Annotated in this window: 13 protein-coding genes; 4 read left to right on the plus strand and 9 right to left on the minus strand. The window is 72.3% G+C overall.

The annotated features are described in order from the left end of the window. The first annotated feature begins 54 nt into the window (after positions 1–54). The gene (recA, locus tag OHA81_RS23395) at positions 55–1,161 is read left to right on the plus strand and encodes a recombinase RecA (protein ID WP_329198867.1); all 1,107 of its coding nucleotides are present in this window, start codon (positions 55–57) and stop codon (positions 1,159–1,161) included. 3 nt (positions 1,162–1,164) lie between these two features. Then, the gene (recX, locus tag OHA81_RS23400; protein ID WP_329198869.1) at positions 1,165–1,728 is read left to right on the plus strand and encodes a recombination regulator RecX; all 564 of its coding nucleotides are present in this window, start codon (positions 1,165–1,167) and stop codon (positions 1,726–1,728) included. A 40-nt stretch (positions 1,729–1,768) separates the two neighbouring features. On the opposite strand, the gene OHA81_RS23405 is transcribed toward recX, so the two are convergent. The 8 genes from OHA81_RS23405 to OHA81_RS23435 all read right to left on the minus strand — a co-directional run bounded on the left by OHA81_RS23405 (position 1,769) and on the right by OHA81_RS23435 (position 8,090). Beyond that, on the minus strand, positions 1,769–2,179 hold the full coding sequence (locus tag OHA81_RS23405) for a rhodanese-like domain-containing protein (RefSeq protein ID WP_329198871.1): 411 nt from the start codon (positions 2,177–2,179) through the stop codon (positions 1,769–1,771). Further along, on the minus strand, positions 2,176–2,730 hold the full coding sequence (locus OHA81_RS23410; protein WP_329198872.1) for a cysteine dioxygenase: 555 nt from the start codon (positions 2,728–2,730) through the stop codon (positions 2,176–2,178). The genes OHA81_RS23405 and OHA81_RS23410 overlap by 4 nt, the downstream gene beginning before the upstream one ends. Before the next feature lie 91 nt (positions 2,731–2,821). Continuing rightward, a complete protein-coding gene (locus OHA81_RS34640) occupies positions 2,822–2,908 on the minus strand; it encodes a putative leader peptide (RefSeq protein ID WP_361132002.1) in 87 nt (28 codons plus the stop codon). Positions 2,909–2,940: 32 nt separating this feature from the next. Beyond that, positions 2,941–4,533, minus strand: coding sequence for an FAD-dependent monooxygenase (locus OHA81_RS23415; protein WP_329198874.1), 1,593 nt, complete (start codon positions 4,531–4,533; stop codon positions 2,941–2,943). 199 nt (positions 4,534–4,732) lie between these two features. After that, positions 4,733–5,617, minus strand: coding sequence for an amino acid ABC transporter permease (locus OHA81_RS23420; protein WP_329198876.1), 885 nt, complete (start codon positions 5,615–5,617; stop codon positions 4,733–4,735). Then, on the minus strand, positions 5,614–6,288 hold the full coding sequence (locus OHA81_RS23425; RefSeq protein ID WP_190186239.1) for an amino acid ABC transporter permease: 675 nt from the start codon (positions 6,286–6,288) through the stop codon (positions 5,614–5,616). The genes OHA81_RS23420 and OHA81_RS23425 overlap by 4 nt, the downstream gene beginning before the upstream one ends. An 83-nt stretch (positions 6,289–6,371) precedes the next feature. Continuing rightward, on the minus strand, positions 6,372–7,217 hold the full coding sequence (locus OHA81_RS23430) for a glutamate ABC transporter substrate-binding protein (RefSeq protein WP_329198878.1): 846 nt from the start codon (positions 7,215–7,217) through the stop codon (positions 6,372–6,374). Between the two features lie 87 nt (positions 7,218–7,304). Then, the gene (locus tag OHA81_RS23435) at positions 7,305–8,090 is read right to left on the minus strand and encodes an amino acid ABC transporter ATP-binding protein (RefSeq protein WP_329198880.1); all 786 of its coding nucleotides are present in this window, start codon (positions 8,088–8,090) and stop codon (positions 7,305–7,307) included. A 275-nt stretch (positions 8,091–8,365) separates the two neighbouring features. Between OHA81_RS23435 and OHA81_RS23440 the strand changes: the two genes are divergently transcribed. After that, positions 8,366–9,082, plus strand: coding sequence for a response regulator transcription factor (locus OHA81_RS23440; protein ID WP_329198882.1), 717 nt, complete (start codon positions 8,366–8,368; stop codon positions 9,080–9,082). A 12-nt stretch (positions 9,083–9,094) separates the two neighbouring features. Then, positions 9,095–10,507: a sensor histidine kinase gene (locus OHA81_RS23445; protein WP_329198884.1), complete on the plus strand. Its 1,413-nt coding sequence runs from the start codon at positions 9,095–9,097 to the stop codon at positions 10,505–10,507. Positions 10,508–10,510: 3 nt separating this feature from the next. Here OHA81_RS23445 and OHA81_RS23450 read toward each other — a convergent pair whose 3' ends face one another. Beyond that, complete coding sequence (locus tag OHA81_RS23450) at positions 10,511–12,658, minus strand: endo-beta-N-acetylglucosaminidase (protein ID WP_329202498.1); 2,148 nt, start codon at positions 12,656–12,658, stop codon at positions 10,511–10,513. Positions 12,659–12,741 lie beyond the last annotated feature (83 nt).

Here is a 12,741-nt window from a genome sequence, read left to right on the forward strand (position 1 = left end):
GGCGTTAGCGTCAATGGCGTGAAGCGATCGACTCAAGCAAACCGGGTGGAACCCATGGCAGGCACCGACCGCGAGAAGGCTCTCGACGCCGCGCTCGCACAGATTGAACGGCAATTCGGCAAGGGTGCGGTCATGCGCCTCGGCGACAAGCCGAACGACCCCATCGAGGTCATCCCCACCGGGTCGACCGCGCTGGACATCGCGCTCGGCGTCGGCGGGCTGCCCCGCGGCCGTGTGATCGAGGTGTACGGACCGGAGTCCTCCGGTAAGACGACCCTGACCCTGCACGCCGTCGCCAACGCGCAGAAGGCGGGCGGCACCGTCGCCTTCGTGGACGCCGAGCACGCGCTCGACCCCGAGTACGCGAAGGCGCTCGGCGTCGACACCGACAACCTCATCCTGTCGCAGCCGGACACCGGCGAGCAGGCGCTGGAGATCGTGGACATGCTGGTCCGCTCCGGCGCGCTCGACCTGATCGTCATCGACTCCGTCGCGGCGCTCGTGCCCCGTGCGGAGATCGAGGGCGAGATGGGCGACTCGCACGTGGGTCTCCAGGCCCGTCTGATGAGCCAGGCGCTCCGCAAGATCACCGGTGCGCTCAACCAGTCGAAGACCACCGCGATCTTCATCAACCAGCTCCGCGAGAAGATCGGTGTGATGTTCGGCTCGCCCGAGACCACCACCGGTGGCCGCGCGCTCAAGTTCTACGCCTCCGTGCGCCTCGACATCCGCCGCATCGAGACCCTCAAGGACGGCACCGACGCGGTCGGCAACCGCACCCGCGTCAAGGTCGTCAAGAACAAGGTCGCGCCGCCCTTCAAGCAGGCCGAGTTCGACATCCTCTACGGCCAGGGCATCAGCCGCGAGGGCGGTCTGATCGACATGGGCGTGGAGCACGGCTTCGTGCGCAAGGCCGGTGCCTGGTACACGTACGAGGGCGACCAGCTGGGCCAGGGCAAGGAGAACGCCCGCAACTTCCTCAAGGACAACCCGGATCTCGCCAACGAGATCGAGCGGAAGATCAAGGAGAAGCTGGGCGTCGGCGTGCGCAAGGACGCCGCCGCGGAGGCCGGTGCGGAGGCTCCGGCCGACGCCTCGGCCGTGCCCGCCCCGGCGGCGAAGGCCAAGACGACGGCCAAGGCCGCCGTGGCCAAGAGCTGATCCGTGCGGGAGCAGGAAAGGGGTGGCGGGGAGGGCGGCCGGGAGGACCGTCAGGAGCTGCCGCCCCAGAGTCCCGAAGAGCAGGCGCGGGCGATCTGCTTGCGCCTGCTCACCGGGATGCCGCGTACCCGGCGGCAGCTCGCGGACGCCCTGGCCAAGCGCGGCATCCCCGAGGAGGTGTCGCAGGAGGTCCTCTCCCGGTACGAGGAGGTGGGCCTGATCGATGACGCCGCCTTCGCCGGCGCCTGGGTCGAGTCCCGCCACCGCGGCCGGGGGCTGGCCCGCCGGGCACTCGCCCAGGAGCTGCGGACCAAGGGGGTGCACGCCACCCTCGTCCAGGAAGCCCTGGAGCAGCTGGACTCCGAGCAGGAGGAGCAGACGGCCCGGGAGCTCGTGGAGCGCAAGCTCCGGGCGACCCGGGGCCTCGAGCGCGACAAGCGGATCCGGCGGCTCGCCGGGATGCTGGCGCGCAAGGGATACCCGGAGGGCATGGCCCTGCGGGTGGTCCGCCGCGCGCTGGAAACCGAGGACGAGGGCGAGTACGGGGAGGGCTTCCCCGGGGACTGAGCCCCGGGGACGCCGCGTCCGCCCTGGCAGGGCCCGGGAGTCAGGGCCCCGCGGCGTCGTCCGCCGGGGTGACGGGCAGGCCCGCCGACTTCCAGGCCTGGAAGCCGCCCGTCAGGTCGGTCGCGCGGTGGAGGCCCAGCGCGTGCAGTGAGGCCGCGGCCAGCGTCGAGGCGTAGCCCTCGTTGCAGATCACCACCACCCGCAGGCCGTGACCGGTGGCCTCGGGCAGGCGGTGGGAGCCCAGCGGATCGAGGCGCCACTCCAGCTCGTTGCGCTCGACGACCACGGCGCCCGGGATCAGGCCGTCCCGCTCGCGCAGCGCCTGGTAGCGGATGTCGACCAGCAGAGCCCCTTCCAGCGACGCGGCGTGTGCCTCGTCCGGCGAGACGCGCGCGTACGTCGTGCGGAGCCGGTCGACGAGGGCGTCGATGCCCTGCGGTGCGGCGCTCACTGCCAGTCCGCCGGACGCTCGACGTGTTCCAGCCTGAGCACTGGGCCGGTGCGGCTGTAGCGGCGGATCAGCGGGAGCGGCGGGTAGTACGCGTGCACCGAGACGGCGTGCTCGGTCCGCGACTCGTTGAGCACCTCGTGCACGTGGTGCTCACCGAAGCCCCGCCCCGCGCCCGCCGGGACGCCGCGGCCGCGGTCCACGTCCGCCGCCAGCTCCAGGCTCCGCCAGCCCTCCGAGGGCAGGCGCACGGCCAGCGAATGCTCGGTGAGCTTCCCGCGGGCGGTGGCGAACGCGCCCCGTGACTCGGCGTGGTCGTGCCAGCCGGTGCCGGTACCGGGAGGCCAGCCGATCAGCCAGGCCTCGCTGCCACCGGGCCCGTCCAGCCGGATCCACGTGCGTCCCTCCGGGTCCAGCGGGAGGGAGGCGACGAGGTCGGGGTCGGCCGCGGTGCGGAGCACGAAGGCGAGCAGCTCGGCCGTGGTCGGTGCGGCAGGGGCACGGGTGGGGGCCGGGGAAGAGGAGGGGGCGGGCGCGTGCGTGGGCGCAGACATGGGCAATGACCGTCCTGGGAGTTCGCGGGGGTGCGCGCCGGCGGTCCCGGAAGGACACGGGACTACGGGGAGGCGCGAAAGAAGGGGCGAATCAGCAGGAAGGGCGACACACGCAGCCCGCGTAGCGGAGCAGGTCCATGTGGACCCTCCGCCACAGGCGTACGTCGCTGCCGGTCATGCCCGCGAGTGAAGCACGGGACGGGAGCGGGGTCAATCGATCACCCCCGTGGGAGTGATGGACGTCTCCTCGAGCGGGGACGCGGCGCCCTCCGCCGCAGCCGGAGCGCCGCAGCGGACGGCGTCGGCCGCCTCGTACAGTTCCGCCGGACGCACCCCGGCGAAGGTCGCCGCGAGGTGGCCGTCGGGGCGCACCAGCAGCACGGTGTGCGCCGCGGCCCCCGGATAGCCGTCGGCCACCAGGAGTTCCGCACGGACGGGCAGGGCGCTCACGGCCGCCGCGAGCCGGGGCATCAGCCCGGCGCCCAGCCAGTGCCGCCGGTCCCACACCCCGGTGCCGGGGGCGACCAGGACCACCAGCAGCCGGCCCCGCCCCAGCAGGTCCCGCAGCGGCACCGTCGACCCGTCGGGCGCGGTCACCGGTACGTTCGCCACCGGCCCGCCGGGTTCGGTGGCGGTCGGCACTTCCCGTACGGCCACGGGCGGGGCGTACGTCGGCTCCCCGCCCAGCGCGCCCCGGCCGAGGTGGCCGTCGGTGAGCAGGCTCTCGGCCGAACGCGCCGCTCCCGGAAGGTAGGTGCGCAGTCCGCCCCCGCCGCGCAGGGCGGGCAGCGCCTGGTCGGCGACGCGCAGCCGGGCCGCGACCGCCCGGCGCCGCTCGTCCTCGTAGCTGTCCAGCAGTGCCTCCGAGGCCCCCTGGTGCCAGTCCAGCGCGAGCTTCCAGGCCAGGTTCTCGGCGTCCCGCAGCCCCTCCTCGACCCCTTGGGTGCCGAGCGCGCCCAGCAGGTGCGCCGCGTCCCCGGCGAGGTAGGCCCGGCCGTCGCGCCAGCGCCGGGCGAGGCGGTGGTGCAGGGTGTGCACGCCGGTGTCGATCAGGTCGTACGGGGGAGTCGTGCCCCCGCACCACGCCGCCAGGGTGTCCCGGATCAGGGTCACCAGCGCGTCGGGGGTGACGAGCCCCCCGCGGGGCGGGAGCAGCCAGTCCAGCCGCCACACCCCGTCGGGCAGCGGCCGGGCGGTGACCTCGCCCGTCGCGCCGCGGTGCAGCAAGCCCTCGCCGGGCCAGGGCAGTTCGGTGCGCAGCGCGGCCACGGCGTGCCGTTCGACGGCGGTCCGGCCGGGGAAGCGGATGCCGAGCAGCTTGCGTACGGTCGAGCGGGCCCCGTCGCAGCCCACGAGGTGGCTCCCGCGCCACCAGGTGGTCTCGGCGCCCCGGGTGTGGGCGGTGACCCCGCGGCCGTCCTGCTCCAGGGCGTCCAGCCGGGTGTCGGCGATCAGCCGGACCAGTGGGTGGGTGGCTGCGGCGTCCCGCAGACCGCGCGTCAGGGCGTGCTGCGGCAGGTGCAGTGGCGCCGGGTGGTCCTCGAACGTGATCCGCTGCGCGTCCCGGCCCCGACGCATCGTGCGCCAGGCCGCGTAGTACGCCCCTTCGTCGCGCAGCGTCGTACAGCCGAGCCGGTGGGCCATGGAGGCGGTGTCGGCATGCAGGACGACGGAACGGGCCGGCCGGGGCTCGTCCTTGCCGGGCCCTTCGTCCAGTACGACGGAGGGCACGCCCTGGCCGGCCAGGGCGAGGGACAGGGACAGCCCGACGGGTCCCGCGCCGACGACGATCACCGGGTCCATGATGCGGCTCCCGATGTCCGGTATGTGATCACACAACGTATGCAACCGACTGGAAGTGCCTGCGTCAAGTGACACCGGTCCGGACAGCACTGTGTGGTGCGGCGGAGGATTCCGCCGCACCACACAGGCTACGCACTATGACTGACTTCGCATCAGCGGACTTACCGTCAGCGGGCACGCGATCCGCGTCGGCCGGGTTTCATCCCGTGCTGTTGTTGCCCGTGGCCAGGTCGCTGGCCTCCGCCACACCGACGACCGCACCGGTGCTCTTCTTCGACTGCCGCAGCCGGCCCTCCAGCCAGGAGGCGGAGGAGGCGAGGGCGTAGTTCACCCCGACGAACAGCGCCGCGATCACGATCAGGCTCGGGATGGTGTTGCTGTAGTTCGCCGAGATCTGCCGGCTCATCGACAGCAGTTCGCCGTAACCGAGGACCGCACCACCGAGCGCGGTGTCCTTGAGGATCACCACGAGCTGGCTCACCAGCGCCGGCAGCATGGCGGTGACCGCCTGCGGGAGCAGGACGTGGGCCATGGTCTGGCCCTTGCGCATGCCGATCGCCTTGGCCGCGTCGGTCTGTCCGCGCGGCAGCGACTGGATGCCGGCCCGGACGATCTCCGCGATGACCGAGGCGTTGTACAGGACCAGGCCGGTGACCACCGCGTACAGCGGCCGGATCTCGGACTCGACGTTGGAGTACTGCACGTACAGGGCGCTGCCGAACAGCATCAGCATCAGGACCGGAATGGCGCGGAAGAACTCCACGACCGCACCGACCGGGATCCGCACCCAGGCGTGGTCGGAGAGCCGGCCGATGCCGAACAGCGCGCCGAGCGGAAGCGCGATCACCATGGCGATCACAGCGGCCTTGAGCGTCTCCAGCAGGCCGGGGATCAGGAACGTCGTCCAGACCTGCCCGTCGGTGACGAACGGGCTCCACTTGTCGCCGTCGAGCTGGTTCTTGTCCGCCATCAGGCCCAGCGCCCACCACAGGGCGAGGCCGAGCAGCACGAGGAAGACGGCGGAGTAGATCCAGTTGCGGACCTTGGCCTTCGGGCCGGGGGTGTCGTACAGCACGGTGCTCATCGCTTCACCGCCATTCGCTTGGCCGCCCAGCCGAGCAGCAGGCCGGTGGGCAGGGTGAGTACGACGAAGCCGAAGGCGAACACCGCGAAGACCTCGAAGAGCGCCTGCGCCTCGTTCTCGATCATTTCCTTCATCAGCAGGGCCGCTTCGGCCACGCCGATGGCCGCCGCCACCGTGGTGTTCTTGGTGAGGGCGATCAGTACGTTCGCGAGCGGTGCGATGACGGCCCGGAAGGCCTGGGGGAGCACGATCAGCGTGAGCACCTGGAAGAAGCTCAGGCCCAGCGCGCGGGCGGCCTCGGCCTGCCCGACGGGCACGGTGTTGATGCCGGAGCGCAGCGCCTCGCAGACGAAGGTGCCGGTGTAGGCGGTCAGGCCGAGGACGGCCAGCCGGAAGCCGGTCTCCTTGAAGGTGTCACCGCCGAGCGTGATGCCCAGGGTCTGGCTGAGGCCCAGTGAGCAGCCGAGGATCAGCGCGGTGAGCGGCGTGTTGCGCACCACGTTGACGTACACGGCGGCGAAGCCGCGCATCAGCGGGACCGGGCTGACCCGTATCCCGGCCAGGACGGTGCCCCATATGAGGGAGCCCGCCGCCGAGTAGAGGGTGAGCTGAACCGTCACCCAGAAGGCTCCGAGCAGGTCGTACTGCCCGGAATCAAGAAAGTCGAACACGTTGCCCTGCGCTCTCCCCAGGATGGCCGGTGGGGCGCGCCGCCGCCCGCGGCAGGCGGGCGGCGACGCTCCCCACCGGGGAATCAGCTGCCTTCGGTGATCTGCGGGGCAGGCTCGTTCTTGTAGTTGGCCGGCCCGAAGTTCTTCTTCACGGCCGCGTCCCAGGCACCATCGGCGACCATCTTCTTGAGGGCGGCGTTGACCTTGGTCTGCAGGTCCTTGTCGCCCTTCTTGAGGCCGATGCCGTAGTTCTCGTTGCTCAGGCTCAGCCCGGCCAGCTTGAACTTGCCCTTGTTCTTCTCCTGCGCGGCGTAGCCGGCCAGGATCGAGTTGTCCGTGGTCAGCGCGTCCACGGCCTTGTTCTCCAGGCCGGTGAGGCACTCGGAGTAGCCCGGGAACTCCTGGAGGTCGGCCTCGGGAGCGAGCTTGGTCTTGACGTTCTGCGCCGAGGTGGAGCCGGTGACGGAGCAGAGCTTCTTCTTGTTGAGGTCCTCGGCCTTGGTGATCGAGGTCTCGTCGGCGCGGACCAGCAGGTCCTGGTGCGCCAGGAAGTACGGGCCGGCGAAGTCGACCTTCTCCTTGCGCTTGTCGTTGATCGAGTAGCTCGCGACGACCAGCTTGACGTCGCCGTTGGAGATCAGGTTCTCGCGCTCGGAGCTGACGGCCTGCTTGAACTCGATCTGGTTGGCCTCGTAGCCGAGTTCCTTGGCCACGTACGTCGCGACGTCGACGTCGAAACCGGTGAACTTGCCGTCCGGGGTCTTGAGACCCACACCCGGCTGGTCGAACTTGATGCCGATGACGATCTTCTTGCCGTCACCGGCCGACTCGCCGCCACCGGAGGACTTGCTGCCGCCGCCGCAGGCGGTCGCGGTCAGGGCGAGAGCGACGGCGGCGGCAACGGCCGCACCGGCCTTGTAAAGCTTCATCGTGAACTTCCCTCGGGTCAGACGTTGTTGGACGGCGAGCGACACGTGGATCCGGGCCGCCACCGGATCACTACCAGACAAGGACCGTCAGTGGTGCAGGATCTTCGACAGGAAGTCCTTGGCACGGTCGCTGCGCGGGTTGGCGAAGAACTGCTCCGGCGCGGCCTCTTCGACGATCTTCCCGTCCGCCATGAAGACGACACGGTTGGCCGCCGAGCGGGCGAAGCCCATCTCGTGCGTGACGACCACCATCGTCATGCCCTCCCGGGCGAGCTGCTGCATGACCTCCAGCACCTCGTTGATCATCTCCGGGTCGAGCGCCGAGGTCGGCTCGTCGAACAGCATCACCTTCGGGTCCATCGCCAGCGCCCGGGCGATCGCCACGCGCTGCTGCTGGCCACCGGAGAGCTGCGCGGGGTACTTGTCCGCCTGCGAGCCGACGCCCACCCGGTCCAGCAGCGACTTCGCCTTCTCCAGCGCCGCCGCCCGGTCCGCCTTGCGGACCTTGAGCTGGCCCAGCATCACGTTCTGCAGCACGGTCTTGTGCGCGAACAGGTTGAAGGACTGGAAGACCATGCCGACATCGGCTCGCAGCCGCGCCAGTTCCCTGCCCTCGGAGGGCAGTTCCTTGCCGTCGACCGTGATGGTCCCCGAATCGATCGTCTCCAGCCGGTTGATGGTCCGGCACAGCGTGGACTTGCCCGATCCCGAGGGACCGATCACCACGACGACCTCACCGCGGGCAATGCTCAGATCGATGTTCTGAAGCACGTGCAGCGCGCCGAAGTGCTTGTTGACGTTGCTCAGTACGACCAGGTCGTCCGCGGCACCGGCCGCGTCCTGCACGTCCTTGGTCACTGATACTCCGCTCATCGGCTTCTTGCTCCGTCCTCCGTCGGTTGGGAGGACAGTAGTGACGAGGCACTCACACCGTCATCACATCTGAGGGAGAATTGAGCATAACGATCCGGCCTCGCCCGGATACGCTCCGTGGGCGCACCCCGTCCCCCTGTGGGCCCCTCCTTACGCGTACCGGGTGGATAACGGAAGACTCGCAAGACCGGAACCCTCTTGACGTGGGAGTCTGCATCGGCGTGGATGCAGGGTGGCCACGCCGTGCGCCACAGACCAACCGAGGAAGGGGCCCCGTGAGACTGCTGCTCGTCGAGGACGACGACCACGTCGCCGCCGCGCTGTCCGCGATCCTCGCCCGGCACGGCTTCCAGGTCACCCATGCCCGCAGCGGCGAGGAGGCGCTCCACGCCCTGCTGCCGCCCGGTGCCCAGGCCTCCGCCCCTCCCTACGGGGTGATCCTGCTCGACCTCGGCCTGCCCGACCAGGACGGCTACGAGGTGTGCGGCAAGATCCGCAAGCGCACCGCCACGCCCGTCATCATGGTGACCGCGCGCGGCGACGTACGCTCCCGCATCCACGGCCTGAACATGGGCGCCGACGACTACGTCGTCAAGCCCTACGACACCGGCGAACTCCTCGCCCGCATCCACGCCGTCGCCCGCCGCACCGGCGCCTCGGAGGAGGCCGCGGCCACCGGGACCGGCGCCCCGTCCGTGGTCCGGCTCGGTCCCGTCGCCATCGAGCTGCCCACCCGCCGCGTCACCGTGGACGGCGCCGACGTCCCCCTCACGCGCAAGGAGTTCGACCTGCTCGCGCTGCTCGCCCAGCGCCCCGGGGTCGTCTTCCGGCGCGAGCAGATCATCAGCGAGGTGTGGCGCACCAGTTGGGAAGGCACCGGGCGGACCCTCGAAGTCCATGTCGCCTCGCTGCGCTCCAAGCTGCGCATGCCCGCCCTCATCGAAACCGTCCGCGGGGTGGGCTACCGGCTCGTCGCCCCGCCCGCCCCGTAGCAAGGTCCCGTCGTGCGCGCCCGGCTGCTGCCCCTGCTCATCGTCCTCATGGCGGGCGTCCTGCTCGCGCTCGGTTTCCCGCTCGCCGTCAGCCTCGCTGCCGGGCAGCAGCAACGGGTGGTCGTCGACCGGATCGACGACAGCGCCCGCTTCGCCGCCCTCGCCCAGTTCGTCATCGACGCCGAGGGCTCCGCCGCCACCGGCGCCGACCAGCGCCGCGAGACCCTCCAACTGGAGCTGGCCCGCTACCAGGAGCTGTACGGCATCCGCGTCGGCATCTTCTACCGCGATGACAACGCCATGGTCCGCGCCCCCGGCTGGTGGCAGCTCCCGGAATCCGGTGAGGGCCGCCGGGCCTTCGAGGAAGCCCTCGCCGGGCGCCGCAGCCACGACCCGGGCCAGGTCTGGCCCTGGCAGACCCGCGCCAAACTGCTCGTCGCCTCCCCGGTCGTCCTCGACGGGGACGTCGTCGCCGTCGTCGCCACCGAATCTCCCACCGGTCAGCTGCGGGCGCGGATCCTGCAGGGCTGGCTGCTGATCGCGGGCGGCCTCGCCGCCGCCATGCTGCTGGCGTTCGGGGCCGCCCTGCGGCTCACCAGCTGGGTCCTCAAGCCCGTCCGGACCCTGGACGCCGCCGCGCACGGCATCGCCACCGGACGGATGAACTCCCGCGTCGCCGCCGCCGGCGGGCCCCCGGAACTCCAGCGCCTGGCCCACTCGTTCAACGAGATGGCCGACAACGTGGAAGACGTCCTGGAGCAGCAGCGGGCGTTCGTCGCCGACGCCTCCCACCAGCTGCGCAACCCGCTCGCCGCGCTGCTCCTGCGGATCGAGCTGCTCGCCCTCGAACTGCCCGAGGGCAACGAGGAGATCGCTTCCGTGCGCACCGAGGGCAAACGCCTGACACAGGTCCTGGACGACCTGCTGGACCTGGCGCTGGCCGAACACGCCACCGCCGAGATCAGCCTCACCGACATCGGCGCGCTCACCGCCGAACGGGTCACCGCCTGGCGCCCCTACGCCGAGGAGAAGGGCGTACGGCTGACCGAGGCCGGCCCGGCCGCCGTCACCGGGTGGGCCGATCCCATCGCGCTGTCCAGCGCGCTGGACGCCGTCATCGACAACGCCCTCAAGTTCACCCCCGAGGGAGAGGAGGTCGAGGTCGCGGTCTGCGCACAGGGCCGTACGGTCCAGGTCGTCGTCGCCGACCGCGGGCCCGGCCTCACCGAGGAGGAGCTCCAGCGGATCGGCGACCGTTTCTGGCGCAGCGGACGCCACCAGAACGTCAAGGGTTCCGGCCTCGGGCTGTCCATCTCCCGGGCGCTGCTCGCCTCGGGCGGCGGGTCCCTGTCGTACGCGACGAACCCGCCCCACGGGCTGCGGGTGACGGTCACCGTCCCGCGCACCGCCCCCCACGCCTCCTGACGCTCAGGCCCACCGCAGGGTGGCGCGGGCCGCGCCGGAGCGGGCGTACAGCTCGTCCACGGCCCGGACCTCGAACGCCGCCGCGGGCTCCCCGCCGCAGCGGGTGACTGCGGGGAGGTACAGGGCCGTGCCGCAGGTGCCGCCGAGGAAGCGGCGGGTGCCGTCGGGCAGGCGCCGGTGGACCTCGTAGTGGCGGACCGGCCCCGCTGCCCGGCGCCAGGAGAGGCGGACCTCGGCCGTGCCGTCCCGCTGGGCCGAGGCGTCCAGTTTCAGGGTGCTCGGGGCGGCCGGGGGCCGCTGCGCGGCGGTGTCGCGTACCGACAGGGCCCCGAGCCGCCAGCGCACCGGCGCCGTCCCGCGCGGGGTGATCCGTACCGCGATCGCGTACGCCGTCGTCCCGCGCGGCGCGTCGAGCACGGCCCGGGCGCGCTGCCAGCCCTGTCCGGCGCCACGGGTCGCCGCCTTGAACCAGGTGTACGGGAGCGGCTCGCCAGGGGCGGCGGGCTCGCGCAACGCGATCCCGACCTCCACCGCGACCGTGCCCGACTCGGTGGCGTGGATCAGTTCCACGGCGGTGGGGCCGGACAGCGGCAGACGGGTGGAGTGCAGGCCGATGACGGCCGGGGCGGCCAGGGCGCCCGTCACGAGCAGGCTGGAGCCGCCGCGCCACGCGTCGGCGAAGTCCAGGGTCACGCGGGGGCGCGGGCCGGTGGTGTCCACCACCCAGCGGCGGCCCGGGAGCCGGTCCTGGAGCCCGAGGTGGTTCCACGGCGTGTCCGAGGTGACCTTCCCGTCCTCGTACCAGCGCAGCCCGTGCCCGGTGTTGAACGCGCAGGCGAAGGGCAGCGCCACGACGGTCGAGCGGTCCGCCACGACGGTGGCCGGAGCCCGCCAGCCCGTTTCGGGTGCGGGGCGGGCCGGGTCGAGGGACTCGCCCGTCCAGAAGCGGTCGTCGGCCTGGTGGAAGGCGCCGGGGGAGCGGTCGCCGAGGTGGCCGAGCGTCCATTCCGGCCGGTAGAAGCCGTAACTGACGACGTGGTCGCGCCCGCGCGGGACGATGGCGTCCCAGTCGACGGAGGTGTCCCAGCCCCGGGACCCGGTGTCCACGGCCGCCCACAACTCGTGGCGGGAGCGGCCCAGCCGCTCGGCGAGCGCGCCGGAATCGGCCAGGGAGCGCGCGCTCCAGCGGAAGTCCACGAACACCGTGTCCGCGACCGGGCCGGCCCGGTCCTCGAAGAACTCCTGGTTGAGGGCGTTCAGTTCGCCCTGCCAGCCGACCCCGCCGGTGCTGTTCATCGCGTCGTACCAGGTGATCCGCAGGCCGTGCGGCGCGCCGGCGGCGCGCAGCGCACGCAGGAACTCCCGCATCCGGGTGGCGAGCGCGCTGTCCCCGCCGTCGGTCTCGGCGTTGACGAACCAGCCGTCGAAGCCGTACGCCCGCGCCACCTGGACGAGCTTCCCCGCCAGAGGGAAACGGCCCAGGGGGTCCCGCTGGACCAGGTCCCGGGTCCACCGGAGGTCGCCGCCGTACGCGACGGGCGGAAGGAAGACGTTGCCCAGGACCCGGACGCCGTTGCGGTGGGCGGCGTCGATGACGGGCGCGTTCGGCGCGAGCACGACGCCCTCGCCGGCCGAGCCGCCCCAGAACACCAGCTCGTCGAGGTACGCCCAGTGCGTGAGGGCGTAGTAGTCGGCCGTCGCGGACCCCTGGGAGGGGTTCCCCGCGGTCGGCGCGAAGGAGACCAGCGAGGCGATACGGGCCTGGCCGGCGCGGGCGTCCGGATGCGGCGGCACCGGGGCGAAGCGGGGCGCGAGGGGGACGCTCGCGCTGTTGTGGGCCAGGTCGGGGTCCGATTCGGGCGTCCACCGCGTGAGGGAGCGCCAGGTGATCCCGGGGCTGGGGACGCCCGGGGGGAGCGAGTCCGGGAACCAGTAGGAGGCGTACGGGGCCAGGGCGGGCGCGGCGGAGGCCGCGGGCGGGCCGGGCGGGGCCGGGGTCGCGGCCGGCGCGGTGGCGGCGCGGGCCGGGGTGCCGGAGCCCAGGAGGGCGGCCGCTGCGGAGGCGGCCCCGGCGGCGAGCAGCCCGCGCCGGGCGGGCCGTGCACGGGGGGTGCGGGCGTCGGGTGTGCCGGGTGCGGGTGTGCCGGGCAGGGGCGTGCCGGGTTCGGGTGTGCCGGGTTCGGGTGTACGGGGTGCGGCGCTGCTGCCGGGCTCGGGCACGGTGGCTCCTCGGG

Origin of the sequence: Streptomyces sp. NBC_00667 (assembly GCF_036226825.1) — a bacterium.
GTDB lineage: Bacteria > Actinomycetota > Actinomycetes > Streptomycetales > Streptomycetaceae > Streptomyces.

Bases quoted from the DNA above. Each gene is read 5' to 3' on its own strand.
- recA (WP_329198867.1), top strand. From the start codon at position 55: ATGGCAGGCACCGACCGCGAGAAGGCTCTCGACGCCGCGCTCGCACAG.
- OHA81_RS23410 (WP_329198872.1), bottom strand. From the start codon at position 2,730: ATGTCTGCGCCCACGCACGCGCCCGCCCCCTCCTCTTCCCCGGCCCCC.
- OHA81_RS34640 (WP_361132002.1), bottom strand. From the start codon at position 2,908: ATGACCGGCAGCGACGTACGCCTGTGGCGGAGGGTCCACATGGACCTG.
- OHA81_RS23415 (WP_329198874.1), bottom strand. From the start codon at position 4,533: ATGGACCCGGTGATCGTCGTCGGCGCGGGACCCGTCGGGCTGTCCCTG.
- OHA81_RS23420 (WP_329198876.1), bottom strand. From the start codon at position 5,617: ATGAGCACCGTGCTGTACGACACCCCCGGCCCGAAGGCCAAGGTCCGC.
- OHA81_RS23430 (WP_329198878.1), bottom strand. From the start codon at position 7,217: ATGAAGCTTTACAAGGCCGGTGCGGCCGTTGCCGCCGCCGTCGCTCTC.
- OHA81_RS23435 (WP_329198880.1), bottom strand. From the start codon at position 8,090: ATGAGCGGAGTATCAGTGACCAAGGACGTGCAGGACGCGGCCGGTGCC.